Annotated in this window: 26 protein-coding genes and 1 pseudogene; 13 read left to right on the plus strand and 14 right to left on the minus strand. The window is 71.1% G+C overall.

Translation table 11 applies throughout. The features are described from left to right. Positions 1–105: 105 nt before the first annotated feature. The 4 genes from ABZV93_RS19385 to ABZV93_RS19400 form a co-directional block, all read right to left on the minus strand. On the minus strand, positions 106–552 hold the full coding sequence (locus ABZV93_RS19385; protein ID WP_354937801.1) for a YbaB/EbfC family nucleoid-associated protein: 447 nt from the start codon (positions 550–552) through the stop codon (positions 106–108). 155 nt (positions 553–707) lie between these two features. Further along, entirely contained in the window at positions 708–1,346 is a 639-nt protein-coding gene (locus ABZV93_RS19390) for a pentapeptide repeat-containing protein (protein ID WP_354937804.1), read from the minus strand. Continuing rightward, positions 1,346–2,353 carry a hypothetical protein gene (locus ABZV93_RS19395; protein ID WP_354937807.1) on the minus strand — a complete coding sequence of 336 codons (1,008 nt, stop codon included), beginning with the start codon at positions 2,351–2,353 and terminating at the stop codon, positions 1,346–1,348. Before ABZV93_RS19395 ends, ABZV93_RS19390 begins: the two co-directional genes overlap by 1 nt. Further along, positions 2,353–2,691 (minus strand): hypothetical protein, encoded by a 339-nt coding sequence (locus tag ABZV93_RS19400; protein ID WP_354937810.1) that lies wholly within the window; start codon positions 2,689–2,691, stop codon positions 2,353–2,355. Before ABZV93_RS19400 ends, ABZV93_RS19395 begins: the two co-directional genes overlap by 1 nt. 125 nt (positions 2,692–2,816) lie before the next feature. Between ABZV93_RS19400 and ABZV93_RS19405 the strand changes: the two genes are divergently transcribed. Further along, positions 2,817–3,113 (plus strand): 4a-hydroxytetrahydrobiopterin dehydratase, encoded by a 297-nt coding sequence (locus tag ABZV93_RS19405; RefSeq protein WP_354937812.1) that lies wholly within the window; start codon positions 2,817–2,819, stop codon positions 3,111–3,113. A 29-nt stretch (positions 3,114–3,142) separates the two neighbouring features. Here ABZV93_RS19405 and ABZV93_RS19410 read toward each other — a convergent pair whose 3' ends face one another. The 3 genes from ABZV93_RS19410 to ABZV93_RS19420 form a co-directional block, all read right to left on the minus strand. Beyond that, positions 3,143–3,979, minus strand: coding sequence for a carbohydrate ABC transporter permease (locus ABZV93_RS19410; RefSeq protein ID WP_354937815.1), 837 nt, complete (start codon positions 3,977–3,979; stop codon positions 3,143–3,145). Between the two features lie 70 nt (positions 3,980–4,049). Continuing rightward, positions 4,050–5,018 carry a sugar ABC transporter permease gene (locus ABZV93_RS19415; protein WP_354937818.1) on the minus strand — a complete coding sequence of 323 codons (969 nt, stop codon included), beginning with the start codon at positions 5,016–5,018 and terminating at the stop codon, positions 4,050–4,052. Then, entirely contained in the window at positions 5,015–6,379 is a 1,365-nt protein-coding gene (locus ABZV93_RS19420) for an extracellular solute-binding protein (RefSeq protein WP_354937821.1), read from the minus strand. The genes ABZV93_RS19415 and ABZV93_RS19420 overlap by 4 nt, the downstream gene beginning before the upstream one ends. Positions 6,380–6,654: 275 nt before the next feature. Between ABZV93_RS19420 and ABZV93_RS19425 the strand changes: the two genes are divergently transcribed. Together ABZV93_RS19425 and ABZV93_RS19430 are read left to right on the plus strand one after the other, a co-directional pair. Beyond that, positions 6,655–7,152 (plus strand): hypothetical protein, encoded by a 498-nt coding sequence (locus tag ABZV93_RS19425; RefSeq protein WP_354937824.1) that lies wholly within the window; start codon positions 6,655–6,657, stop codon positions 7,150–7,152. 71 nt (positions 7,153–7,223) lie between these two features. Next, positions 7,224–7,367: pseudogene (locus ABZV93_RS19430) on the plus strand (hypothetical protein); the annotation flags it as partial. A 12-nt stretch (positions 7,368–7,379) separates the two neighbouring features. On the opposite strand, the gene ABZV93_RS19435 reads toward ABZV93_RS19430, so the two are convergent. The 4 genes from ABZV93_RS19435 to ychF are packed head-to-tail and all read right to left on the minus strand — an operon-like array spanning position 7,380 to position 9,843. Continuing rightward, positions 7,380–8,114: a class I SAM-dependent methyltransferase gene (locus ABZV93_RS19435; RefSeq protein WP_354937827.1), complete on the minus strand. Its 735-nt coding sequence runs from the start codon at positions 8,112–8,114 to the stop codon at positions 7,380–7,382. 57 nt (positions 8,115–8,171) lie between these two features. Continuing rightward, positions 8,172–8,459, minus strand: coding sequence for a DUF1905 domain-containing protein (locus ABZV93_RS19440; RefSeq protein WP_354937830.1), 288 nt, complete (start codon positions 8,457–8,459; stop codon positions 8,172–8,174). Continuing rightward, a complete protein-coding gene (locus tag ABZV93_RS19445) occupies positions 8,371–8,733 on the minus strand; it encodes a MarR family transcriptional regulator (protein WP_354937833.1) in 363 nt (120 codons plus the stop codon). Before ABZV93_RS19445 ends, ABZV93_RS19440 begins: the two co-directional genes overlap by 89 nt. Before the next feature lie 36 nt (positions 8,734–8,769). Next, the gene (gene ychF, locus ABZV93_RS19450) at positions 8,770–9,843 is read right to left on the minus strand and encodes a redox-regulated ATPase YchF (RefSeq protein ID WP_354937836.1); all 1,074 of its coding nucleotides are present in this window, start codon (positions 9,841–9,843) and stop codon (positions 8,770–8,772) included. A gap of 123 nt (positions 9,844–9,966) precedes the next feature. On the opposite strand from ychF, the gene ABZV93_RS19455 reads away from it, so the two are divergent. Together ABZV93_RS19455 and ABZV93_RS19460 are read left to right on the plus strand one after the other, a co-directional pair. Further along, positions 9,967–11,211, plus strand: a complete 1,245-nt coding sequence (locus tag ABZV93_RS19455) for a DNA recombination protein RmuC (RefSeq protein WP_354937839.1) — start codon at positions 9,967–9,969, stop codon at positions 11,209–11,211. 228 nt (positions 11,212–11,439) lie between these two features. Next, complete coding sequence (locus ABZV93_RS19460) at positions 11,440–13,242, plus strand: DUF6542 domain-containing protein (protein ID WP_354937842.1); 1,803 nt, start codon at positions 11,440–11,442, stop codon at positions 13,240–13,242. Here ABZV93_RS19460 and ABZV93_RS19465 read toward each other — a convergent pair. Beyond that, the gene (locus ABZV93_RS19465; RefSeq protein ID WP_354937845.1) at positions 13,163–14,137 is read right to left on the minus strand and encodes a 4-hydroxy-3-methylbut-2-enyl diphosphate reductase; all 975 of its coding nucleotides are present in this window, start codon (positions 14,135–14,137) and stop codon (positions 13,163–13,165) included. The genes ABZV93_RS19460 and ABZV93_RS19465 overlap by 80 nt on opposite strands. A 179-nt stretch (positions 14,138–14,316) precedes the next feature. Here ABZV93_RS19465 and xseA point away from each other — a divergent pair, with 179 nt between their 5' ends. The 3 genes from xseA to glpX all read left to right on the plus strand — a co-directional run bounded on the left by xseA (position 14,317) and on the right by glpX (position 17,051). Continuing rightward, positions 14,317–15,618 (plus strand): exodeoxyribonuclease VII large subunit, encoded by a 1,302-nt coding sequence (gene xseA, locus ABZV93_RS19470; RefSeq protein ID WP_354937848.1) that lies wholly within the window; start codon positions 14,317–14,319, stop codon positions 15,616–15,618. A gap of 70 nt (positions 15,619–15,688) precedes the next feature. Further along, a complete protein-coding gene (locus ABZV93_RS19475; RefSeq protein WP_354937851.1) occupies positions 15,689–15,940 on the plus strand; it encodes an exodeoxyribonuclease VII small subunit in 252 nt (83 codons plus the stop codon). 58 nt (positions 15,941–15,998) lie between these two features. Then, positions 15,999–17,051: a class II fructose-bisphosphatase gene (gene glpX, locus ABZV93_RS19480; protein ID WP_354937854.1), complete on the plus strand. Its 1,053-nt coding sequence runs from the start codon at positions 15,999–16,001 to the stop codon at positions 17,049–17,051. A 66-nt stretch (positions 17,052–17,117) separates the two neighbouring features. On the opposite strand, the gene ABZV93_RS19485 is transcribed toward glpX, so the two are convergent. Continuing rightward, entirely contained in the window at positions 17,118–17,732 is a 615-nt protein-coding gene (locus ABZV93_RS19485) for a DUF1707 domain-containing protein (protein WP_354937857.1), read from the minus strand. A gap of 148 nt (positions 17,733–17,880) precedes the next feature. Here ABZV93_RS19485 and ABZV93_RS19490 point away from each other — a divergent pair, with 148 nt between their 5' ends. Continuing rightward, on the plus strand, positions 17,881–18,648 hold the full coding sequence (locus tag ABZV93_RS19490; RefSeq protein ID WP_354937860.1) for a hypothetical protein: 768 nt from the start codon (positions 17,881–17,883) through the stop codon (positions 18,646–18,648). Positions 18,649–18,769: 121 nt separating this feature from the next. Beyond that, positions 18,770–19,993 carry a citrate synthase/methylcitrate synthase gene (locus tag ABZV93_RS19495; protein ID WP_354937863.1) on the plus strand — a complete coding sequence of 408 codons (1,224 nt, stop codon included), beginning with the start codon at positions 18,770–18,772 and terminating at the stop codon, positions 19,991–19,993. A 4-nt stretch (positions 19,994–19,997) separates the two neighbouring features. On the opposite strand, the gene ABZV93_RS19500 is transcribed toward ABZV93_RS19495, so the two are convergent. Next, a complete protein-coding gene (locus ABZV93_RS19500) occupies positions 19,998–21,272 on the minus strand; it encodes a citrate synthase (protein WP_354937866.1) in 1,275 nt (424 codons plus the stop codon). A 51-nt stretch (positions 21,273–21,323) separates the two neighbouring features. Here ABZV93_RS19500 and ABZV93_RS19505 point away from each other — a divergent pair, with 51 nt between their 5' ends. The 3 genes from ABZV93_RS19505 to ABZV93_RS19515 are packed head-to-tail and all read left to right on the plus strand — an operon-like array spanning position 21,324 to position 24,012. Beyond that, a complete protein-coding gene (locus ABZV93_RS19505) occupies positions 21,324–22,724 on the plus strand; it encodes a class II fumarate hydratase (RefSeq protein ID WP_354937869.1) in 1,401 nt (466 codons plus the stop codon). Positions 22,725–22,757: 33 nt separating this feature from the next. Further along, positions 22,758–23,270: a nucleoside triphosphate pyrophosphohydrolase family protein gene (locus ABZV93_RS19510; protein WP_354937872.1), complete on the plus strand. Its 513-nt coding sequence runs from the start codon at positions 22,758–22,760 to the stop codon at positions 23,268–23,270. 10 nt (positions 23,271–23,280) lie between these two features. Continuing rightward, positions 23,281–24,012: a DUF402 domain-containing protein gene (locus tag ABZV93_RS19515; protein WP_354937875.1), complete on the plus strand. Its 732-nt coding sequence runs from the start codon at positions 23,281–23,283 to the stop codon at positions 24,010–24,012. The last annotated feature ends 227 nt before the right edge of the window (positions 24,013–24,239 follow it).

Below are 24,239 nucleotides of genomic sequence, written 5' to 3' on the forward strand. Positions count from 1 at the left end.
TTCACGCCCCTTCGCGCGTTCCTGGTCCGGCATTCTTCCGCGGAAGGATCTCGAACCACTATCCCGTGGGTGCTCGGTCCTGGGCTGGAGCCCGCGCGGGGCAGTTCAGCCCGCGGGGCGTCGCCGGTGGAGTTCGGAGACTCGCTGGACGCCCGCGAGCGCTTCCCGCATCGCCTGCGCGGACTGCGCCATCGCCCGCCGGGACGCGTCGGTCACCTCGTCCAGCGTTCGGCTGAGTTCGGCCAGCGGCGGCACTCCGGGCAGGCCGGCGGTCGCCTGCTCGTTGTGCGCGTCGATGGCCGCGTTGACCGCCTCCTGGATCGCGGCCGCGAGGTCCTCGCTCGGCAACCTCAGCGCGCGCGGATCGAGGTGCACGGCACTCACCCTGCCGGCGGTCAGCGTGACCCGCAGCCGTCCGTCCAGCACCTCACCCGTCCCGGCAGGGGCGGAGGCGGCGTCCGGGTCGTCCGGGGCGGACGCCTGACGCGCCCTGGCAAGTTGTTCCTGCAGGCGGCCCACCATGTCCGCAGACGCACCCCACGGATCGGTCATCACTCCCCCCTTGGTTGGTACCCGGTCACCGGGCTCCCGCGTCGGTCAGTGCCACCACTGCGTCGACCGGCGAGCCGTCCTTGTCCAGAAGCACCGTCGCGTGTCGTCGGTCGAACTCTGCCTGGGACGGTGGAGCCGCAGGCACCTCGACACTTCTACCCGCCATTCGGCGTGGGCTTTCGGGGCGGCTCGTACTCACTTACCCGGGCGCCGGCCGCGTTGAGGGCCCTGACCGCCGGCACCACCGAGCCGCCGATCGTAGTGATGACCGTGCCGCCGGGAGAGACCGTTCCGGTCGTGCCGGTGAAGTCGGCCCCGGCCACCAACGTCTCGTCAAGCCCGGTCGCGTCCATCCGCGCTTCACGTACCTTGGCACCGCTCAGATCCGCCCGCCACAGGAAGGTCCTGGTCAGGTTGGTGCGGTCGAGAACGGCCTCCACCATGGTCGTCTCCGCGCAGTCGGTGCGGAGCAGCCGTGCGCCACTGAGGTCGGCCTCGCTGAGATCGGCGTTGTCGAGCGTGGCCTTGTAAAGGTCCACATCCACCATTCGGGCGCCGCGAAGATTCGCCCCCGCCAGCATGGCGGCCGCCAGGTCACAGCCGGACAGGTCGCAACCGGACAGGTCGGCGCCGGCCAGCGTGATGCCGCTCAGATCGCGGCCCCGCAGGTCCAGTCCACGAAGTGAACGGCCGGAGAGATCGAGCCGGCCGCCCGACCCACCGCGGAGGTCGTACCACCGACGGTGCTCTTCCAGCAAAGCGTCGAACTCGCTCTGCGTAGTGTGGTTCGCCATCAGTAGATCACCACCTTGCCGCGCCATTCCGGATGTGAGGCGACCAGATCCTTCAGATCCTCGAAATCAGCCTGCGACAAGCCCCCGGTATCGAGTGCGACGTACTCCCCGTTGTTGAGGTCGCCAAGGATCTTCCTCTCCGCCCTCGTGCGATTGTAGGTACGGTTCGGATCGGGATGGGTGAGAAACCCCTTCACGTCCCAGGGCTGGTTGTTCCCGTCCACGAAGTCCGCACGCGGGTCCGTGGAGTTCGTGACCGGTTCCTTGACTCTTCCGGTTGCCTCCAGCCCGAGGGCCACCTCAGCCTCGCGTTCGGTGTCCGGGGTGGACCGTCCCTGCGCGGCGTCGTATGCCAGTTGGTTCTTACGACGCTGGTAGTCGCGTTCCTCCTGCTCTCTCTCCTCCGGCGTCTTGTAGGAGTGGACTCCCACGTCGGAATTGTGGATCGGTCGCCCGTCGAGACGCTGGATCTCCTTGCCCAGGTGGTCCCGGGCGAGTTCGGTGAGGGGCGGTCCGAGCTCCCGGATCGCCGTGATCGTGGTGTTGACACCCATCACGATCGCCCGATTGACCGACACCGCGGCCTCGGCGGCAGCCGCCAGGGAAGCGCCCAGAGTGAAGAACGCGGCAGCGATCGCAGCGGCAAGGATGATCGCCATCGCGATGAGTTGGACGATGACGAGCAGTTTCAGGACCAGGACCAGGAGAGCCGCCGACAGGAACGCGATGGCGACCGCGCCGGCGACGATGCGGCAGTCGGCGAGATAGCTGTCGTCACCGGACACCTTCGCCCAGTAATGCTCGAACGCGGTGATGCCCGGGCTGGTGTCCTCCTCGACCATCTTGCCGACAGCCTTGGTCGCGAGTTCGACATGCTTCTCGGCCTCGTCCGCGAAGTTCAGCCACGCATTTCCCGCGTCGTAGAGCTTGGTTTCGTCCGCCTCGGGCCAGGTGCAACCGACGTAGGCCAAAGCCTCGACCAACCAGTCGGGCAGTTGGAGTCCCATCAAGGTTTCCCGAGGCTGTCGACGATCGCCTGGACCTTCGCGGTCTGTGCGGTGTTGTCGCGTTCGACATCGGTGTAGGCCTTGGCCATCTCGTTCATCGCGACCGCCGTCTCGATGACGCAGTAACCGGTGTCGGTGAAGTAGGTCAGTGCGGTGGGTCCGATGATCTCGTACATGTCCTTCAGCGCTGCACCCAACTCGTCGCCACCGAACGCGCTGCCGACCGACTCCATGGCGGACTCCAGCTTCCGAACCGAGTCACCCCAGTCCTGTCCCGCGGAGTCCACGTCCTTGGCAGCGAGATGAATGCTCTCCGGTCGTACGCGGACATCGGCCATCCATGAACGGTAACAAGATGATGTGGGCCCACCGCGGGCCAAGATCCGCGGACTGTGGAAAACCACGCCGGTCGCGTGTCCCGTGGAAACTTGACCGCGACGCACGGACAGGACAACGTTCTGGCATGGCACAGTTGCTCAGCGACGATCAGATCACCGAGGCCCTGCGCGACCTACCCGGCTGGGAGGCACGTCCGGGTGCGTTGTTCCGGGCGGTCACCGCACCCAGCTTCATGGCCGGCATCGGACTGGTCGACCGGGTGGCGCAGGCCGCGGAACAGATGGACCACCACCCCGACATCGACATCCGCTGGACGACGATCTCCTTCTCGCTGACCACGCACGCCATGGGCGGGGTGACCGACAACGACGTCAAGCTGGCCGGACGGATCAGTGCGCTGGCCGAGGACACCCCCGGGTAGCACACGTCCGGGAGGAGTCGGCCGAAAACTCAGCCCTTCAGCGCGCCCGCGGTCAGCCCGGCCATGAACTGCTTCGCCGCCAGCAGGAACGCCACGAAGATCGGCAGCACGCTGATCACACTGCCGAGCATCACCGCGGCCGTGTCCTGTCCGTACAACGTGTTCAGGTTCGCCATCGCCAGCGGGAGGGTGAAGTTCTCCTGCGAGTTCAGCACGATCAGCGGAATCTGGAACGCCGTCCAGGTGCCCATGAACGTCCACACCCCGAGCGCGCCGAGACCGGGCCGGATCAGCGGTAGCACCACCGTCCAGTAGGTCCGCCAGTCCGAGGCGCCGTCGATGCGCGCCGCGTCGTACAGGTCGGTCGGCACGGTCTGGGTGATGACCTGGCGCATCCAGAACACCGCGAACCCGTTCGCCGCACCGGGGATGATCAGCGGCCACAGCGTGTCGATCCAGCCCAGCCTGGCGATCAGGACGTACCACGGGATGAGGCCGACCAGGCCCGGGATGAAGATGGTCGCCAGCAGAACCCGCCACATCCAGCGCGCGCCGGGCGCCTGGCGGAACCGCGAGAAGCCGTACCCCACCAGCGAGGCCAGCACCAGGACGAGCGCCGTGTGCGTGACCGCGACCAGGATGCTGTTCCCCATCGCGCGGAGTACGGGAACGACCTCGACCAGCCGGGTCCAGTTCGCCGAGAGGTTCCCGCCCGGCAGCAGTGGGGGCGGGAAGTGGTAGATGGAGGCGTTGTCGTGCGTGGCGAGTACGACCATCCAGTAGAACGGCAGGACGAACACCAGCACCACGAGGTAGATCAGCACCGTGATGGCCCGGCGGGCCACCGGCGATCCCGTACCGTTCATCCCACTCCCCTCCACGCCGGCGACGTCGGCGACGTCGGCGACGTCGGCGACGTCGGCAAGCCAGTCGCCGTCATGTCCGCACCCGCAGCAACCTGCTGTTGACGATGGTGAACACCGCGATCAGCGCGAACATCACCCACGACAGCGCCGACGCCGTACCGAAGCGGAAGTCGGTGAACGCCGTGCGGTAGAGCATCGTGCCGAGCACCTCGGCGGACTGGTCGGTGCCACCGGTGCCGTTGGTCAGCACGAAGGGTTCGTCGAAGAGCTGGAACGCGCCGACCGTCGACGACGTGGCGCTGAAGAAGATGATCGGCAGCATCAACGGCACCGTCACCCGCGCGAACACCTGCCGCCCGCCCGCTCCGTCGACCCGCGCCGCGTCGTACAGCTCTCGCGGGATCGACTGCAGGCCGGCCACGAACAACAGCATGTGGAAGCCGAGGAACCGCCAGGTGATCATCACGATGATGATCGGTTTGATCCACACCGTCGACGCCAGCCAGTCCAGCGTCACCCGGTCGCCGCTGACGAACGACAAGAACGCGTTGACAAGGCCCGCGTTCGTGGAGAAGAGCACGCTCATGATGATCGCGATCACCGCGGGGGCGGCCAGCAGCGGAAGGAGGAACACCATCCGCAGGAAGCTCCGCCCGAACACGACGTACTCGTTGATGAGATAGGCGAGTACGAACGCCGCGCCCACCGTCACCAGCGTCGAGCCCAGCCAGATGTAGACGGTGTTGAACACCGCCTTGCCGAACGTCGGGTCGGTGACGATGGACACGTAGTTGTCCAGCCCGACGAAGTGCGCCGGGTCGAGCCCGTCCCAGTCGGTGAAGCCGATCCAGAACGCCGCCACGATCGGCACCAGCCCGAACACCCCGAAGAGCACGAAGAACGGCGCGACCATCAGGTAGAAGTTGCGGTGCGCCCGCACCCGGTCGCCCAGCCCTGCCGGCGACGCCACCGCCGAACCGGACCCGGCGCCGCCGCGACCGGACGGCCGGGTGCGAGTGCCGACCTGTTCCCCGTTCACGAGATCTTGTCCTCGAGGTCGGCCTGCGCCTTCCGCAACGCCGCACCGACGGTCCGGACGCCGTGCACGACGTCGGTGACGGCGTTGGTGAGGGCAGTGCTGGCCAGCGCGTCGTTGGGGTTCGTCACCGGCGGTCGCATCGTGGCGGACACCTCGCTGAAGACGGTGTTGACGTTCTCGTTCGCGTAGTACGCGTCGGGCTTGTTGATCCAGTCGCTCTTCCACGCCGGTTTCCAGGCGGGGTAGAGATCGCGGCCGTACATCGCCGCCAGGCTCACCGGATCCTGGGTGACCCACTTGACGAACTCCCAGGCGGCCAACTGGTTGCTGCTGGCCCGCAGGACGCCGATGAAGTCACCGCCGTAGTTGAACGCGCTCACGCCGTCGGTGGCCGGCGCCAGGGCCACGCCCCACTTCCCCGCGCTCTTCGGCGCGTACTGCGCCTTGAGCAGACCACCGAACCAGTTGCCGGAGAAGAACGTCGCGATCGCGCCCTCGTTGATCGCCGCGCCGCGTTCCTGGGAGGACATGTCGGGCGCGAGCAGCCCGTCCTTCTGCAGCCCGACCGCGAACTCCAGCGCGTTCGCCACGATGTCGCTGTCCAGTTGCGGCGTACCGGATTCGTCGAAGTACGACACACCTGCCTGGTTGCGCAGAACGGCGACCAGCTGACCAGGGTCGTCCAGCAGCCAGCGTTCGCCCTTCACGGCGAGCTTGCGGCCGGCGGACACGAACGTCGGCCAGTCACGCATCGCCGCGTGCACGTCCGCGGGTTCGGTGGGCAGACCAGCCGCCTGGAACAGGTCCCGGCGATAGAACATGCCACCGGGGCCGGTGTTCTTGGGCAACGCGAAGATGCGGCCGGACCGGTCGTCGGCTACGTACTTCCAGGAGAAGTCGGCGTACTTCCCGGCCATCGAGCCGGCCCCGAACGGCTTGCGTGACAGGTCGACGAACCCCGGTTTGCTCTTGAAATTCGAGACGTTGGTGATCTCCACCATCGCGACGTCCGGTCCGGTGCCGGACACAAGGGCGCCGAGCAGTTTGCTGTTGAACGTCCCGCTGAATCCCTGCACGCGGACCTTGATCCGCGGATACCGGCGTTCGAACGACGGGATCGTCTGCAGGAACATCCGGTCGTTGTCGGGCCAGGTCCACACGGTGATCTCACCGGTGCCGTCTCCCAGCGCGCCGTCGCGGTCCAGCCCGCAACCGGCCACCAGAGTCCCCGCGCCGGCCACTCCGGCAACGGCCGCGACACCTCCCGCCGCATGCGCGGCGCCGCGAAGAAACGTCCGGCGGCTGATCCGGTCGGTCCGGCGGCCGGTCCGGTCGGTCCGGCGGACGTGGCGGGTTCCCATGCTCCTCCCCGGCTTCGGACGACACGTGGGTGGCAATGGCGCGCCGAATCTAATTGATGTTGATCAGGCGAGGACAGGCCGTGACCGAAGGCAGCCATCGCGTAGGCATGCGCGGGCTGTCGACGTGGTGTGAAACCGCCCGCTCGATGAATACGCGCTCAGATATCTCTTCGGTTAACGCGTTGACCTGTCGGTCATTTCGCGCCGATGCTGGTGTCAGGCGACGGTCACGGCTCCCGACGAAGCGTGCCGACCGCGAACCCGAGGGGGTTCTCATGAGGGAGCTCTACACCTACGAGATCGCGTCCACGACTCCTGAGGGGCGATGGACGCCGGTCGTGATCCGCACCGGCTGGTTCAGCCGAGACCCCGAATCCATCGCTCGCGGATTGATGGAGAGCTGGATTCTCGACTACCGAGGCCGCCTCACCAGCGGCCAAATTTATGCCTTCGGCAAGCCCGAGCGGGCCAACTCCGCCCGGCTCGTCGCAAGCGTGCGCGTACGCGTCTTCAAGGGTGCGGACGTCGACGTCTCGACCGCGAAGCCGGTCGCCATCGCTCTGCTGGGCCGACCCGACCTGAGCCGGCCACGGGACCGCGACCTCGGTGGGGGGCCACCGGCGACCGAGCTGACCGACTCCGGTCGGCGGCACGGAGTACGCGCCCGGCTCCGGTTGCCGAAGGCCCGGCCCGGTGAGCAACACCCCCGGGTCCAACATCCCGGCGACCAACATCTCGGCGACCGGCACCTCCGCCGGCTGGCACCCGACTAGGAGGGCCCGGCCGGTTCGGTACGGGAAAGTCCTCGAGAAAGTTTCGGGAGTGATGCGGGGGCCCGTTCACCGAGACCAAGGAGGTCGTCGGTGGTTACTCCATCACCGAGAACGCGGACAGGGCCGAGGCAGTGGAGTGGGCACGTCGGTTCCTGGAGATCCACCCGAAGAACTGGACGGTCAGCGCCGAGGTACGCCAGATCGAGGAAGGCTGACCGCCGCGTGCGTCACCCCTGGCCGCCCGGGCGGGCGACGAAGACGTACTCCCGCCCGGGCCGGTCAGGTGCGTCTCTGATCTCGTCCACGGTGAACCCCGCCGCGGTCAGGGAGTCCTCGACCTCCTCGCGGCCGCGGAAGCGCAGCGTGGAGTGCGAGGTGAGCACCGCGCCGTCGGACTCGAAGACGTAGGTCCCGCGGAAGCTGACCAGCTGTCCGTCGACCTCCGCGGTGTCGGTCCACGTCTCCACGTACCCGATCCCCGGGACGTGGGTCCGGGTTCGGGTCTGCTCGGGGTTCCACTCCCGCCACGCCTCCCGTTCGGGTATGCGGGTCTCGAACACCAGCCGGCCGTCCGGCCGGAGCGCTGCCCGAACCCCGCGCAGGGTCGCCGCCCACTCGTCGTCGGTCACGAAGACCTGCGCTACGTTGCCCGTCATCGTGGCGAGGTCCACCCGCAGCGGCGGCAGGGCGGTGGCGTCCCCGTGCAGCCAGCGCACCCGGTCGGCCCCCGGCTTGCGCCGCGCCACGTCCAGGGAAGCCGCCGCCGGATCGACGCCGACGACCTCGACTCCCCGCTCGGCGAGCAGACAGGCGAAGGTGCCCGTGCCGCATCCGACGTCCAGCACGCTGCGGGCGCCGAACTCGGCGACCATCGCGGCGTACACGTCCAGGTCACTTCGGTCGGCGTCCACCCAGTCGTAGATCTCGGCGAGCCGGGAGTCGGCGAACAGCGCGTCGGGCACGATCACACCGTAGCCAGGATCCCTCGGGGACGCCGGGGACCGTCGGTGCCGTCGGGGTCAGGCGCCGACGTCCAGACCGATCGTCACCACGTCGCCGAGCTCGAGCCCCTCGGCCCGGCGTACCCACGCCTTGACCGGCACGATGTACCGGCCGTCCTTCGGCCACAGCGACGTCGTCCACTCCGTCGCCCCGATTCGCGCGGTGACGGGGATCATCCCCCAGCCGTAGGTGACGTACGACGACGTCGCCGCCAGCTCACCGCACTCCTCCTCGGGAACGGTGACGAAATGCCACGGCGCCGGCCCGCGCCAGAACCACAGCTCGCCGCTGAACTCCAGATGCACGCGGCACAGAATAGGTTCGCCCCGCTCCGGCGGCGCGCCCGGTCCGGGCGTCAGTCCCGACCCGACGTCCGCCGGATCGGCGCACCAGATTCTTGGCTTCCAGCCGGCTCACCAGGCGCGTCTCGGAACTCTGGTTCAGCCCAACCCGCTGCGCGAGCTCACTGACCCGCAGCTCGGGTGGTTCGCAGACCGCCGCGCCGGGCGTCACCTCGAACCGAGATACCTGCGTGTGCATGCATCGATGCTCTCCCAGCCGAACCAGGTAGCGCACCATGCATTCTCCGGCCCGGGGCTCAGACGTCGCAGGGGCTCAGACGTTGAACTTGAACTCCACCACGTCACCGTCGGCCATGACGTAGTCCTTGCCCTCCAGGCGTACCTTCCCGCGTGCCCGCGCCTCGTTCATCGAGCCGGCGTCGACGAGTTCGTCGTAGGACACGATCTCGGCCTTGATGAACCCGCGCTGGAAGTCGGTGTGGATGGCACCCGCGGCCTCCGGTGCTGTCGATCCCTTGCGGATCGTCCAGGCCCGCGACTCCTTCGGCCCCGCGGTCAGGAAGGTCTGCAGCCCGAGGGTGTCGAAACCGACTGTCGCCAGCATCTTCAGCCCGGACTCCTCCTGCCCCGTCGAGGCCAGCAGCTCCGCGGCCTCCTCGGGCGCGAGTTCCAGCAGCTCCGACTCGATCTTGGCGTCCAGGAAGATCGCCTGCGCGGGTGCCACCAGCTCCGTCAGCTCGGCGCGCATCGCCTCGTCGGAGAGTTCGCCCTCGTCGCAGTTGAAGATGTAGATGAACGGCTTGGCGGTGAGCAGGTTGAGTTCGCGCAGCGCGGCCAGGTCGACACCGGCGGCGAACGCGGTGATCCCCTTCTCCAGGGCGGTCTGGGTCCGGCGTACGACCTCGATCGTCTCGACCAGGTCCTTCTTCAGCCGGGCTTCCTTCTCCAGCCTCGGCAGCGCCTTCTCGATGGTCTGCAGGTCGGCGAGGATCAGCTCGGTCGTGATCGTGCCGATGTCACCGGCCGGCGAGACCTCGCCATCGACGTGAACGACGTTCGGGTCGCGGAACGCCCGGGTCACCTGGCAGATCGCGTCGGTCTCGCGGATGTGGGCCAGGAACTGGTTTCCGAGCCCCTCACCCTCCGACGCGCCGCGCACCAGGCCCGCGATGTCGACGAACTGCACCGTCGCCGGCACCAACTTCGCCGAGTCGAACATGCGGCCCAGCACGTCCAGCCGTGGGTCGGGTACGCCGACCACGCCGACGTTCGGCTCCAGCGTCGCGAACGGGTAGTTGGCGGCGAGCACGTCATTTGCGGTGAGAGCGTTGAAAAGGGTCGACTTCCCGGCGTTGGGGAGTCCGACGATTCCGATCGACAAGGCCACGGGCCGCAAGCCTACGCGAGCGCGCACCCGGCTCGGCGGGCGCACGGCAGCGGCCTCTCCCCCGGGCGGTGGCCCGGCGCGGCGGAGCGGGACTTGTCGGTGGTCTCCGTCACAGTGGTCGCCATGAACGGGACGATCTTCCTCGCCTTCGTCGTCGGGATCGCGGTCGGCTTGGCCATCGGCGCACTGCTGGTGCGGGTCCGGATCGCGGAGTCGCTCGCCCGGGCCGGCGCCGAGCGGGACGCCGCGGAGAGCCGGCTGGCCGAGCTGACCGCCGACCGGCGTTCGCTGGCCGAGCAGTTCAAGGCCCTGTCCGCCGACGCGCTCGCCCAGTCCAGCCGGCAGCTGCTCGACCTCACCGACGCCCGGGTGCGGGCCGCGGAGACGGTGGTGGCGCCGGTGAAGGAGAGCCTGGACCGCTTCGACGGGCGGCTGCGCCAGCTGGAGGAGTCCCGGGTGGCGCTGCAGTCGTCCCTGCGCGAGCAGGTCGACGCGGTCCGCCTCACCGGTGAGGCGCTACGCCGGGAGACCGGCGCGCTGGCCGCGGCGCTGCGCAAGCCGCAGGTGCGCGGGCGCTGGGGCGAGCTGCACCTCGCCCGGGTGACCGAGCTCGCCGGCCTGGTCGACCACGTCGACACCAGCTTCCAGCACAGTGCGACCAACACCGACGGTGACACCGACGCTGTTCACCGGCCCGACCTGGTGGTCCACCTGGCCGGCGGAAAGCACGTGGTGGTCGACGCCAAGGTGCCGCTGGAGGCATTCCTGGACGCGGCCGAGGCGGGCGACGACCGTACCCGCGCGGAGCGGCTGGCCCGGCACGCCCGGCACGTCCGCCATCACGTCGACGCGCTCGCGGGCAAGGGTTACTGGCGCCGGTTGCCGGCGACTCCTGAGTTCGTGGTGCTGTTCATGCCGGGTGAGGCGTTCCTGTCCCACGCGCTCGAGGCCGACCACACGTTGTTGGAGTACGCCGCCGAACGCCGGGTGATCCTGGCCACGCCGAGCACCCTGATCGCGCTGCTCCGGACGGTGGCGTACGCCTGGACCGAGCAGGCCCTCACCCACAATGCCCGGGAGGTTTTCGAACTCGGCCGCGAGCTCTACCAGCGGCTCGGCCGGCTCGGCCGTCATCTCGACCGACTGGGACGATCGCTGACCGGCGCCGTCGGCTCCTACAACGAGGCCGTCGGGTCGCTGGAGACGAGAGTGCTGGTCAGCGCCCGCCGGCTGCACGAGCTGAAGGTGACCGACGAGGACCTCCAGGCACCCGCCCCGGTCGAGCAGGCGGTCCGGCCCCTCGCCGCCGCCGAACTGGTCGGCGCGGCCGCCGAGGCACGTGCGGTCCGCCGGGTCGGCGAGGGCTGACCTGGTCCTTCGCGATGCTGAGCGGTTCCTGGCCGGACCCGACCGCCGAACCCGGCCCGAACCATTCGATAACTCTCATGATCGTTTCGGCCGGGCCGGATGACGCCGCACCGGTCGCCCCAATATCGTTCTGGCGTGCAGGAGTCACGCGTGCAGGGTCGCTCGCCTTCGGCGCCGGCCGAGGCGAGGTCATGGGCAGTGCCGCTCGTGGACCGGCGGTCCGCGAATGTGGCAGCCGAGGAGGACCGGCGCGGCCGGGACCACGCCGACGGGTCGAGCCCGCCACCGCCCCGTGCCGAACGCGCACCGACCGGGGGTCCCCGCCGAGAGCGTCCGCCGGTCGAGCCGCCGCGCCGGGAGCGCCCGCCGGTCGACGCGACCTGGCGGCAGCGTCCTGCGGCCGAGGTCGGCCGGCGGCCCGCCGGCCGACGTGTCGCCACGTCGGCGGTCGAGGTCCCGCCGTCGCCGGATCGCCCGGCGGTGCGCGGTCGCCGGATGGCGTTCCCCCTGCCGGCCGACCTGCCCACGCGCGCGGAGCGGGCCGCCTGGCCGCCCCCGGCGACCGGCGCCATCCAGCCCGGTCCGACGGCGGACGGCGGCCCTGGTCGCCCGGGAAGGCGGGCCAGGGTCACCTCGCCGGTTCCGGACCCGACGGCCGACCAGTTACCCACCACCCCGGCACCGCCTGCGTCGTCCGCGTCGTCCGCGTTGGTTGCGGCGGACCCGAGTGGGAAGCCGGACGTGGACCTCGACGAGCAGGAGGGCGTACTCCCCCGCCTGCCCCGGGCCGACGCACACCGGGCGCGCCCGCTGCCGGTCGCGCTGAGCGACGAGCACGCATTCGAAGCGGACCTCGGCCCGCCGCCCGCCAGCGGTCGGCGAGTCCCCGCCGATCTGTCGCCGGACGCGCGGGAGGCAGGGACTGACTCGGCCACAGCCGGCAGGCGCCGCCGTACCGACGACTCGCCCGGAGCAACCACCGAGCCGGCCTGGCGACCCGTACTCCCAGAGTCGGCCGGATCAGGACCGCGCGACCTCGCCCCCGCCGAACGACCTCGGGCCGACCCGGCACCGGCCGCGCCGGCGCGGCACGCCGAGCCGGTGTGGCAGACCGAATCCCACTGGCGGTCCGTACTGGCCCAGCGACCGGAGCCGGCGCAGCAGGCCGAACCGGTGTGGCAGACCGAATCCCACTGGCGGTCCGTACTGGCCCAGCGACCGGAGCCGGCGCGGTCCGAGCTTCCGTCGACGGATCGCCCCCCGACCGACGCCGCCGGACACGACACCCCGGAACGCGGCACACCAGAACGCGGCACCACCGAAGGCGACACCCCCGGGCGTGACCAGCCTCAGGATCTGTCCCCCGGGACGCGCCGGCCTGTCGACCACGCCGGCATTCCGCAGGACCTTCGCCCGAGGGGCCTGCGCCGCGCAGAGGACACCGAGGAGAGCGGTTCACAGACCGTGACGGACACCCGACGGCAGGCGGCCCGGCCCCCGGCGCGCCCACAGCCGGACCCCCGAGGGTCCGCGAACCCGGCGCAGGGTCGCGCTGGTCGACGGAACACCGATCCGCGCGAGATGGGGATGCCGGCATTCGTCGCGGTGCTCGTGGGCGTCGGCGGCAGCGTGCTCGGCGCGTTCCTGGACATCCTGGTGACCGGCGGGGTCGGCCTGCTGTTCAGCCTGTGCTTCGTCCTGACCGCGTTCGGTGTCGCGGCCGGCGTACGCCGTACCGGCATGTTTCCCGCCGGAGTCCTGCCGCCGTTCGCCGCGCTGGCCAGCCTGGTCGTGGTCGCGGCCGTCGACCCGAAGCGGATCGCCACCACCACGTCGCCGGTACGCGCGGTACTGGTCGGTCTGGCGTGGGAGTCGTGGACGATCGTCGCCGGCTGTGCCGTGGCGCTCGTGACGATCGCGGTGCGGTTGGTGTACGCGCGCCGCGCCCGGGTCAGCGCCTCGAGGCGGCCCGCCGAGGCGTACGCAACTCCGGGGGCAGCGCGAAGATCAGGCTCTCCTCGGCGGTCCTGACCTCCTCGGCGGCGGGGAAGCCGTGCTCGGTCAGCAGGTCGAGCACACCCTCGACGAGTGAGTCCGGGACCGACGCACCGCTGGTGACGCCGACCACCTGCACGCCGTCCAGCCAGGCCTCCTCGATCTCCTCGGCGTTGTCCACGCGGTAGGCCGCACGAGCACCTGCCTCCAGCGCGACCTCGACGAGGCGTACGGAGTTGGAGGAGTTCGCCGAGCCCACCACGATCACCAGGTCGGCCTGGGCGGCGATCTCCTTCACCGCGACCTGGCGGTTCTGGGTGGCGTAACAGATGTCGTCGCTCGGCGGGTCGATCAGCTGCGGGAACCGCTCCCGGAGCCGGTCGACCGTCTGCATGGTCTCGTCGACCGACAGCGTCGTCTGGGACAACCAGGCCACGCGGGACGGGTCACGAACCTCGATCCGGTCCACGTCGTCGGGTCCCTCGACGAGCTGGATGTGGTCGGGGGCCTCCCCGGCAGTGCCCTCGACCTCCTCGTGGCCGGCGTGGCCGATGAGGAGGATGTCCTGGCCGCCGCCGGCGAACCTGCGGGCCTCGTTGTGCACCTTCGTCACCAGCGGGCAGGTCGCGTCGATCGTCCGCAGCGAACGCTCCTCGGCCTCCGCGTGCACGGCGGGTGAGACGCCGTGGGCGGAGAACACCACGGTCGCGCCCTCCGGCACGCTCTCCAGCTCGTCCACGAACACCGCGCCACGCGCTTCGAGGCTGCTGACCACGTGCTTGTTGTGCACGATCTGCTTGCGGACGTAGACGGGCGGCCCGTACTTGTCCAGGGCCTTCTCGACCGTGATCACCGCCCGGTCGACTCCGGCGCAGTAACCGCGCGGGGCAGCGAGCAGGACTCGGCGTTCGCTCGACGTCATGCCACTCATGGTAGGTGGCCCGGCCGGCGACGATGCCCGCCCGCCGGGGTGAGGCGTCCCACGTCCACCCCGGGCCACACCTCGCCGACCGCCCGCGACGGCGGGCGCCTCCTCGTGCGACGGGCCGCGGAAAGGGACGAAAGGGGCACCTCCGCCGCGACGTCGGAGCCGGCCCGTAGGGTCTGCCCATGGCCCTGCAGACGTCGCCGGAAAGCCCCGCGCCAGTACGCCAGATCGCCAACCTGATCGGCCAGTGGATCGGCCGCCTCGGCGCGGTCTGGGTCGAGGGCCAGGTGGCGCAGCTGACCAGGCGGCCCGGCACCTCCACGGTCTTCCTGACGCTGCGCGACCCGGTGGCCGACATCTCTGTGCAGGTCACCTGCCCGCGCCGGGTGTTCGACATCGTGGACCCGCCGGTGGTGGAGGGCGCGCGCGTCCTCGTCCACGCCCGCCCGGCCTACTACGCTCCGAGAGGCACGCTGTCCCTGGCCGCGTCCGACATTCGCCCCGTCGGCCTCGGTGACCTCCTCGCCCGCATCGAACGCCGCAAGCGGCTGCTGGCCGCGGAGGGCCTGTTCGCCCGCGAGCGCAAGCGCCCGCTGCCGTTCCTGCCCACCCGGATCGGGCTGGTCTGCGGCCGCAACTCCGCCGCCGAGCACGACGTGCTCGAGAACACCCGGCGCCGGTGGGCGGCGGTGAAATTCCGGGTGGAGAACGTCGCCGTCCAGGGGCCCCAGTCCGCCGGCCAGGTGATGGAGGCGCTGCGGCGGCTGGACGCCGACGCGACCGTGGACGTCATCGTGGTGGCCCGCGGCGGTGGTTCGGTGGAGGATCTGCTGCCGTTCTCCGACGAGGGCCTGATCCGCGCCGTGGCGGAGTGCCGTACGCCGGTGGTGAGCGCGATCGGGCACGAGCAGGACTCACCACTGCTCGACCTGGTGGCCGACGTACGCGCGTCCACACCGACCGACGCGGCTCGGCGGATCGTGCCGGACGTCGGCGAGGAGACCGCTCGGGTCGACGCACTGCGCGGCCGCGCCCGCCAGTTGTTCGGCGCCTGGCTGGACCGCGAGCTGACCGGCCTGCACACGTTGCGGGCGAGGTCGGCGCTCGGCGACCCGGATCGTGATCTGGGACGCCGCGCCGAGCAGATCGTGGCGCTGCGCGCCCGCGCCGACCGTTGCGTCGGACAGCTGCTGGACCGCGCCGACGACAACCTGCACCACCAGCTGGCCAGGGTGCGTGCGCTGTCTCCGAAGGCGACGCTGGACCGGGGCTACGCCGTCGTGCAGAAGGCCGACGGGCACGCGGTCCGCGACCCCGCGGAGGTGAGCGGGGGCGAGCTTCTGGCCGCCCGGGTGGCCGCCGGGCAGTTCTCGGTCCGCGTAGAGGACGCCGGCGACGCGTCGGACACCACGTCCGGGTCGAGCGCCGGGGCGGATACCGCGGCGAAGTCGGAGTCGGCGCGCGCGACCGGCACACGCCGATGAGGCCGATGAGGCCGCCCGGGTTCGGACCATCGGCACCTGCGCGGGGGTGGGCGTCGATAGGGTCTGGAGGGTGAGCGAGCCCGACACCCGCGAGCCCGAGACCGCACTGTCGTACGAACAGGCCCGAGACGAGCTGGTCGACGTCGTACGCCAACTGGAAGCCGGCGGCACCACCCTCGAGGAGTCGCTGCGCCTGTGGGAGCGCGGCGAGGAGCTCGCGGCGATCTGCCAGGGCTGGCTCGACGGCGCCCGGGCCCGGCTGGAGGCCGCTCGCGCGTCGAAGGAGCAGGACGAGATCGAGGATCTCGACGAGGACGAGTAGCGCCGCGGACCAGCGCGGAGACCGACATCGGACGCCGGTGAAGGACAGCAGGGAGACCATGGCCAGCACGAGCACCACCGCCAGCAGCGACGGCGTGCCCGCTCCGCTGCGGACCGACGCGGACGCACCCGACCGCAACCTCGCCCTCGAGCTCGTCCGGGTGACCGAGGCGGCCGCGATGGCCGGCGGCCGGTGGGTGGGCCGCGGCGACAAGAACGGCGCCGACCGGGCGGCCGTCAACGCCATGCGCACGCTCATCGCCTCCGTCGGCATGCACGGCGTGGTGGTCATCGGCGAGGGCGAGAAGGACAATGCGCCGATGCTCTACAACGGCGAGGAGGTCGGCTCCGGCGAAGGGCCCGAGTGCGACGTCGCGGTCGACCCGATCGACGGCACCACCCTCACCGCCAAGGGCATGAGCAACGCCGTGTCCGTGCTCGCGGTGGCACCGCGCGGTGCGATGTACGACCCGTCCGCGGTCTTCTACATGGAGAAGCTGGCCACCGGTCCCGAGGCGGCCGACGCCATCGACATCACCGCGCCGATCACCGAGAACATCCACCGGGTCGCCCGCGCCAAGCGCGAGTCGCCCGAGGACGTGACCGTGGTGATCCTCGACCGGCCCCGGCACAAGGAGCTGGTGCAGGAGGTCCGGGCGACGGGCGCGCGGATCAAGTTCATCACCGACGGCGACGTGGCCGGCGCGATCATGGCGGCCCGCCCCGGCACCGGGGTCGACCTGCTGGCCGGCATCGGCGGCACGCCCGAAGGCATCATCGCCGCCTGCGCGATGAAGTGCATCGGCGGCATGATCCAGGGCCGGCTGTGGCCCAAGGACGATGCCGAACGCCAGAAGGCGATCGACGCGGGCCACGACATCGGCAAGGTCCTGACCACCGACGATCTGGTCTCCGGCGACGACGTGTTCTTCGTCGCCACCGGCATCACCGACGGCGAACTGCTCCAGGGCGTCCGCTACAGCGGCGACGGGGCGACGACGCACTCGCTGGTGATGCGGGCCCGCAGCGGCACGATCCGGTCCATCATGTCCGAGCACGCGCTCAGCAAGCTCCGGGCCTACTCCTCGATCGACTTCGGCCGCGCCGGCTGAGACCCTCGCTCGGCGGGGCCGGTTGAGCACCTACGCTCGGCTGCGCCGGCTGGGTGCTCCCGCCGCTCAGCGGCGGAACCACCCGCGGCGCGGCGGCTTGGCCGTGAGCTCACCGAGGACGACGGTCCCGCGCACCCTGATCACCGGCGTGCCGGGCCCCTGCACCCCACGGGTCTTGTTCTTGCGTTCGGCGAGGACGGTCGTCCCCCGCTCGAAGTCCACGGCGATGTCGTCGGGAACGATCAGCGTCAACTGGCCGAGGCCCACCTGGACGTCGAGTACGACCTCGTGCGGGATCGCCGCCTCGGTGAAGTCCAGCGTCACGTCGCCCAGATAGGCGCGGGCGGACAGGCGCGGCGGCACCAGCCAGCGGCCGATCACCTTCTGCGAGCTGAGCAGGGCGTTCACCTCCGCGGGCCCGGGACGGGCGGGGGCGTTCGCGGTGCTGCCGCCCCGCGGACGTGCCGGCCGTTCGGCGGCTTCGGGCAGGTCCGCGGTCAGCGGCACGAGCTCGCCGTAGGTCTTCGCCGCGAAGGTGCGTTCGAGCCGGGTCTCCAACTCGTCGAAGTCCAGCCGGCCCGCCCCGGCGGCACGCCTGAGCACCTCGGCGGTCTGTTCCCGGTCGGCGTCGGAGGCCCGGAGCTCACCGGAGCCGCCGGCCGCCCACGGGGTGTTGCTCATGGTCACTCCTTCGACCTCACAGTCACGGCCCTGTGAAGGTTAGCCGCTCGGCGCGGCCGGGGCCTCCTCCCGACGAACGACAGGAGGCGTCGGGCGAGTACGCGTCACCCCGACAGGCAGCCTCGCGGTCCCGGCCTAGGCTGAGGCCGTGCTGCCCGACCCCGTTCCCAGCCCCGGTCCCGGCCTGGTTCCCGACCCCGGTCAGGCATTCGACCCGACGCGGCCGGTGACCCTGGCCGCCGACGAGACGCCGCGAGGCTCGGTCGCCCTGCGCCGACGGTCGCTGGACCCCGCCGGTGCCGGTGAGGTGTACGAGCTGATCACCAACGGCACGTTCGTCATGGACACGCTGGAGACCACCACCGAGCGTCTGCTCGCCCAGGCCGCGCTGGTGTACGCACCGGCCGGCGCCGCCTGGTCGGTGGTCGTCGGCGGACTGGGCCTGGGGTTCACGGTGCGTGAGCTCCTCGCCGACGCGCGGGTCGCCCGGGTCGACGTGATCGAACTCGAACCCGCCGTCGTCGGCTGGGTCCGCGACGGGCTCGTCCCGCCCACCGCGGGGATCCTCGCCGACGAGCGGGTGCACGCCCACGTCGCCGACGTCCGCGGCTGGCTGCCGACGCTGCCCGCGGGCAGCACCGACGCGATCCTGCTCGACGTCGACAACGGCCCGGACTTCCTGGTGCACCGCGCCAACACCGAGGTGTACGAACGCCCGTTCCTCGGCGTCGTCCGCCGCGCCCTGCGGCCGGGCGGGGTGGTCGCCGTGTGGTCGGCCACCCGGTCCACAGCTCTGCGCCGCCGGCTGGAGCGGGAGTTCGGGTCCTGCGAGGAGATCCACCGGGTGGTTCCCCGGGAGGGTCGCCGGCTCGACTACTACCTCTACGCCAGCCGCGCCGACCGCACCGGGGCGTGAGACGCGTCACCTCCGTACGGATCTTCCCGCGTAGCAACCTATTGGGTTGATCCAATCAACATTGACAATGTATTTCCTTCGGCCGGACGCTCCTCTCATCCGCATTCACGGGAGGTAACTCATGCCGTCCACCGCCACCACCTCGCGCGCCCGGTCCGGCGACCCCGGCGACCCCGGCAACCCCGGCAACCCGGCGGCCCCCGACGCCCCGGGCCCGATCGTCGTTCCGCGCGGCCTTGCCGGGGTGAGCGTCACCGACACCTCGATCGGCCACGTACGCGGGCGGGAGGGCTTCTACCACTACCGCCAGTACTCCGCCGTCGACCTCGCCGAGCGCCGCACGGTCGAGGACGTCTGGCACCTGTTGTTCGCCGGAGAGCTCCCCGACCGCGACCAGCGCGCGGAGTTCACCGCTCGCGTCACCGGGTACCGCGAGGTGCCGGCCGGGGTGCGGGACGTACTGCCCGCGATCGCCGCGGCGGCGCCCGCGCCCCTGGACGGCCTGCGGACCGCGCTCTCCCTCGCCGGCGCTGCGCAGGGCATGCGGCCACTGTGGGACCTGGACGAGGCGGCCCGGCGCGAGGACGCGCTTCGCCTGTGCGCGCAGGTGCCCACGCTGCTGACCGCGCTGCACCGGCTGGCGCGGGGCGAGGAGCCGGTCCCGCCGCGCGCGGATCTGCCGTACGCCGCGAACTACCTCTTCATGCTCACCGGCACCGAGCCCCGTCCCGAGCACGCCCGGGCCATCGAGCGCTACCTCGTCTCCACCATCGACCACGGCTTCAACGCCTCCACGTTCACCGCCCGGGTGATCGCCTCCACCGGCGCGGACCTCGCGGCCTGCCTGGTCGGTGCGGTCGGCGCCCTGTCCGGTCCGCTGCACGGCGGTGCGCCGAGCCGCGCGCTGGAGGCGCTGGACGCGGTCGGTACGCCGGACCGGATCGACCCGTGGGTACGCGAACGCATCGAGCGCGGCGAGCGGATCATGGGGTTCGGCCACCCGGTCTACCGCACCGAGGACCCGCGGTCGCGGATGCTCCGTCGTACGGCCCGGGAACTCGGCGGCGACCTGGTGGAGTTCGCGACGGAGGTGGAGAGCCGGGTGCTCGCACTGCTCGCCGAACTCAAGCCGGACCGCGAGATCCACACCAACGTGGAGTTCTACGCCGGCGTGGTGATGGAGCTGTGCGGGCTGCCCCGGACGATGTTCACCCCGACGTTCGCCTCCAGCCGGGTGATCGGCTGGTCGGCACACGTGCTGGAGCAGGCCCGGGACCGCAAGATCATCCGGCCGGACGCGAGGTACGTCGGTGCGCCTCCCCCGCAGCCGGTGCCGGAGATCTGACCGCTCAGCCCGGGGCGCCCGGGGCGCCTGGGGTGCTCGGCGTGCTGCCGGGCGGCGGGCCGGTGTAGAGGGCGCGGGGGCGGAACCGCAGCCGATGGGGGTACTCCTCCAGGGCATGCGCGACCAGCCCCGCGACCCGGCCGAGGAGAAAGATCATCTCGCCGGACCCTTCTGTCAACCCAAACTTGACAGCGAGGGCCGCCAGCGCCAGGTCGGCGTTGGGTGCCGGGCCGCCGTGCCGGCCGACCACCCGCACCAGTTCGGTGACCACGGCGTCCATCCCATCGACGCCGGTGACGCCATCGACACCGGCCCGCGCGGGGTCCCCACCGGCCTCGCGTACCAGCTCCAGCAGGGCGTCCGCGCGCGGATCCCGGCCGGTGTAGACCTTGTGGCCGAAGCCCGGCAGAGGCTCCCCGCCACGCAGCCGGTCACCGACCACCCGGGGCACCTCCGCCGGGTCGGTCGTCGTACGCAGCAACGCCTCCAGCCCGGACGCGCTCGCACCGTGCAGGATCCCGCCACCGGCACTCAACCCGGTGAGCACCACGAGGTACGGGTCGGCCCACACCGACGCGGCGACCCGGGCGGCGAGAGTGGAGGCGGCGAGCTCGTGGTCGGCGAGCAGGACCAGCGCCGCGTTCAGCGCCCGGATCTCACCCGGCCCGGGTGCACGGTCGGCCAGCCGCGACCACAGCCGCTCGGCGACCGACGCCCCGACGGTGGGCGAGCGTTCGGGCAGGGAGTCGACGATGCCGGCGACCAGCGCGCGGGCGGCCGCCACCACCGCTGCCGGCCGGCGGTCGTCGCGCATCGGGTCCGCGGCGGCCAGCGCTGCCACCACGACCCGCATCCGGTCCACCGGGCGGGTGGACGCGGGCAGCGCAGCCTGGGCCTGCCGGCCCACCTCGATCGCCGCCGGGGATGCCCGCCACGGGTCGGTGTCTGCGCTCTCCCACAACAGCGCGGCGACGTCCTCGAACGATTCCGTCCGGGCGAGCACCACCGCGTCGCGCCCCCGGTAGTAGAGCGCGCCCTCCGGGTCGAGCAGCGTCAGCCCGGTGTCGACCACGACCTCCAGCGCGCCCGCCCTCCCGCCGCGGCGGTTCCGCCGGGCCAGGCGTTCGACCTCGATCCGGTCGAATCTCGACGACCGCCGGTCGGCACCCGGGTGGCGGGTCAGCACGCCCCGGCTCACGTACGCGTACACCGTCTCGGCCTTCACCCCGAGCAGGTCGGCAGCCTGGGCGGTGGTCATCCAGCGGGTGGACTCGCTCACATCGGCAACCTCATCACATCCACGACGAGGCGGGCGGAATAGAGTCGGCCCATGGCGCAGGAGCGAGAGCAGGACTACCGGATCGAACGCGACACCATGGGCGAGGTCAGGGTTCCCGCCGATGCGAAGTGGCGGGCACAGACCCAGCGCGCGGTGGAGAACTTCCCGATCTCCGGCTCGGTGCTGGAGGCCCAGCACATCCGAGCACTCGCCCTGATCAAGGGCGCGGCGGCGAAGGTCAACGCCGAGCTCGGCGTCATCGACGCCGACCTCGCCAAGGCGATCCAGGAGGCCGCCGCCGCCGTGGCCACCGGCACCCACGACGCACACTTCCCGATCGACGTGTTCCAGACCGGCTCGGGCACCTCCAGCAACATGAACACCAACGAGGTGCTGGCCACTCTGGCCACCGAGGCGCTCGGCCGGCCCGTCCACCCCAACGACCACGTCAACGCCTCGCAGTCCAGCAACGACGTGTTTCCCTCCTCCATCCACATCGCCGCGACGTACGCCGTCCTCAACGACCTGATCCCGGCGCTGTCGCACCTGTCCGACGCGCTGGAGACGAAGGCGGCCGAGTTCGCCGAGGTGGTGAAGTCGGGGCGTACGCACCTGATGGACGCCACGCCGGTGACGCTCGGCCAGGAGTTCGGCGGGTACGCCGCGCAGATCCGGTACGGCATCGAGCGCGTGGAGTCCACACTCCCCCGCGTCGGCGAGCTTCCCCTCGGCGGCACCGCGGTCGGCACCGGCATCAACACCCCGCCCGGGTTCGCCGAGAAGGTGATCGCCGAGCTCGTCGAGACGACCGGCCTGCCGCTGCGGGAGGCCCGCAACCACTTCGAGGCGCAGGGCGCCCGCGACGCGCTGGTCGAGCTGTCCGGTCAGCTCCGTACCATCGCGGTCGGCCTCTACAAGGCGGCCAACGACATCCGCTGGATGGGCTCGGGCCCGCGCGCCGGCCTCGGCGAGCTCTCGCTGCCCGACCTGCAGCCGGGGTCGAGCATCATGCCCGGCAAGGTCAATCCCGTCATTCCCGAGGCGGCCCGCCAGGTCGTGGCGCAGGTCGTCGGCAACGACGCGGCGGTGGCGTTCGCGGGTTCGCAGGGCGACTTCGAACTCAACGTCATGCTGCCGGTGATCGCGCGCAACCTGCTGGAGTCGATCCGGCTGCTCACCAACGTGAGCGTGCTGTTCGCCGACCGGCTGGTGGCCGGGATCACCGCCAACGCCGAACGCTGCCGCGAGTACGCCGAGTCCTCGCCCTCGGTGGTCACCCCGCTGAACCGCTACATCGGCTACGAGAACGCCGCGAAGGTCGCGAAGACCGCGCTCTCCGAGCGCAAGACCATCCGGCAGGTCGTGATCGAGCAGGGGTACGTCGAACGCGGCGACCTCACCGAGGAGCAACTCGACAAGGCGCTCGACGTCTTGTCGATGACGCACCCCTGACCCTGCCGATCTGGACCTGGCCCTGGATCGCCCATGCTCGACGAGGAACACCGGCCGGCGGCCGGAGTCGCCGCGCTGGTGCGGGAGTTCCACGAGGCGTTCGGGCTCGGTGCGGCGGACGCTCCGGTGCCCCGTCCTGACTCCTGGCGGCTGCGGATCGCCTTGCTGCGTGAGGAGTTCGAGGAGTACGTCGAGGCTGCCGAGGCCGGTGACCTGGTGGCTGTGGCCGACGCGCTGGCCGACATGACGTACGTCATCTACGGAACGGCGTGCGAGTACGGCATCCCGCTGGATGCCGTACTCGCCGAGGTTCATCGGTCCAACATGAGCAAGCTCGGCCCGGACGGTCGGCCGATCCTGCGCGCGGACGGCAAGGTGGTCAAGGGGCCGGAATTCTCCGCGCCGGCGATCGCCCCGATCCTGCGTGGCGCCGGCCACGCAGATTCTTCCGCGGAAGAATCCCGGGCCAGGCCGGTGTCGCCGAGCCGGCTGATCGGGTGGCCGAGGATGCCCACGAGGCGGGTACGGGTGATCGTTCGCGACTAGGATCGCGACGGTGAACGTTTCCTCCGCCACGACTCCCGAGCCCGGCGACCTGCCCGCGCAGCGCCCCGGGACCGCCGGGATGCGCCCGTCCGGCCCGCCTCCGTACTGGCGGCCGGGCGCGCACATCTGGTGGCACTACCGCCGCCGCACCTGGCTGCCGGGGAGTCCGGAGACCGTCCGGCCGATGACCGTCGTACGCGACGACGCCGACGGCCTGGTGGCCTGGCTCGCACCGGGCACGCCGGTCCTGCGGCCGGTGCTCACCGATGGGCGGGACCTGCGTGCCGTGCACGTCGACGACTGGTACCGCGTCCGCGACGACCGCGCGCTCAAGCAGGACGCCTGGCGCGGACCCGGCATCCTCAAGGTCGCGCCGACCGGAGTTCCCTGGTCGGTCTGGCTGTTCTGGTTGCCCGACGGAACGTTCCGCAACTGGTACGTCAATCTCGAGGACGTCCACGTCCGCGACGAGCACCGGGTCGTCACCCAGGACCACGTCCTCGACGTCGTGGTCCAGCCCGACCGAAGCGTGCGCTGGAAGGACGAGGACGAACTCGCCGCCGCCGTGCGCTGGGGCCGCTACGACGCCGCCGACGCCGCGGAGTTCGAGAAGGACGCCCACGCCGTCGAGGAGGTGGTGGCCCGGTGGGGTTCGCCGTTCTGCGACGGCTGGGAGGACTGGCGCCCGGACCTGAGCTGGCCCGTCCCCACCCTGCCGCCCGACGTCCAGGCCGACTTCTGACCGACCCACGGGCGCGCGACGCCGAGCTCGCCGGACCGCCGAGAGCACACGGCGTCCACAGGCCTACGCTCCTCGGCGACCTGATCGCCCTCCGAGTACGCCGACCGCGGTAGTCGCGAGACCTTCCGCGGAAGGACGCGGGCGACCGGCCCACTCGGCCACGCTTGACCGGGACGAGCCGCGGAGCAGCCGCGGCGGCAACGAGCCGCGGAGCAGCCGCGGCCGCC

The sequence above is a fragment of the Actinopolymorpha sp. NPDC004070 genome, from assembly GCF_040610475.1.
In the GTDB taxonomy this organism is placed as follows: domain Bacteria; phylum Actinomycetota; class Actinomycetes; order Propionibacteriales; family Actinopolymorphaceae; genus Actinopolymorpha.

What these genes read in the sequence shown, in the direction of transcription:
- ABZV93_RS19385 (WP_354937801.1), bottom strand. Translation starts at nt 552, where the DNA reads ATGACCGATCCGTGGGGTGCGTCTGCGGACATGGTGGGCCGCCTGCAG.
- ABZV93_RS19390 (WP_354937804.1), bottom strand. Translation starts at nt 1,346, where the DNA reads ATGGCGAACCACACTACGCAGAGCGAGTTCGACGCTTTGCTGGAAGAG.
- ABZV93_RS19395 (WP_354937807.1), bottom strand. Translation starts at nt 2,353, where the DNA reads ATGGGACTCCAACTGCCCGACTGGTTGGTCGAGGCTTTGGCCTACGTC.
- ABZV93_RS19400 (WP_354937810.1), bottom strand. Translation starts at nt 2,691, where the DNA reads ATGGCCGATGTCCGCGTACGACCGGAGAGCATTCATCTCGCTGCCAAG.
- ABZV93_RS19405 (WP_354937812.1), top strand. Translation starts at nt 2,817, where the DNA reads ATGGCACAGTTGCTCAGCGACGATCAGATCACCGAGGCCCTGCGCGAC.
- ABZV93_RS19410 (WP_354937815.1), bottom strand. Translation starts at nt 3,979, where the DNA reads ATGAACGGTACGGGATCGCCGGTGGCCCGCCGGGCCATCACGGTGCTG.
- ABZV93_RS19420 (WP_354937821.1), bottom strand. Translation starts at nt 6,379, where the DNA reads ATGGGAACCCGCCACGTCCGCCGGACCGACCGGACCGGCCGCCGGACC.
- ABZV93_RS19425 (WP_354937824.1), top strand. Translation starts at nt 6,655, where the DNA reads ATGAGGGAGCTCTACACCTACGAGATCGCGTCCACGACTCCTGAGGGG.
- ABZV93_RS19445 (WP_354937833.1), bottom strand. Translation starts at nt 8,733, where the DNA reads ATGGTGCGCTACCTGGTTCGGCTGGGAGAGCATCGATGCATGCACACG.
- ABZV93_RS19455 (WP_354937839.1), top strand. Translation starts at nt 9,967, where the DNA reads ATGAACGGGACGATCTTCCTCGCCTTCGTCGTCGGGATCGCGGTCGGC.
- ABZV93_RS19465 (WP_354937845.1), bottom strand. Translation starts at nt 14,137, where the DNA reads ATGAGTGGCATGACGTCGAGCGAACGCCGAGTCCTGCTCGCTGCCCCG.
- xseA (WP_354937848.1), top strand. Translation starts at nt 14,317, where the DNA reads ATGGCCCTGCAGACGTCGCCGGAAAGCCCCGCGCCAGTACGCCAGATC.
- glpX (WP_354937854.1), top strand. Translation starts at nt 15,999, where the DNA reads ATGGCCAGCACGAGCACCACCGCCAGCAGCGACGGCGTGCCCGCTCCG.
- ABZV93_RS19485 (WP_354937857.1), bottom strand. Translation starts at nt 17,732, where the DNA reads ATGAGCAACACCCCGTGGGCGGCCGGCGGCTCCGGTGAGCTCCGGGCC.
- ABZV93_RS19495 (WP_354937863.1), top strand. Translation starts at nt 18,770, where the DNA reads ATGCCGTCCACCGCCACCACCTCGCGCGCCCGGTCCGGCGACCCCGGC.
- ABZV93_RS19505 (WP_354937869.1), top strand. Translation starts at nt 21,324, where the DNA reads ATGGCGCAGGAGCGAGAGCAGGACTACCGGATCGAACGCGACACCATG.
- ABZV93_RS19510 (WP_354937872.1), top strand. Translation starts at nt 22,758, where the DNA reads ATGCTCGACGAGGAACACCGGCCGGCGGCCGGAGTCGCCGCGCTGGTG.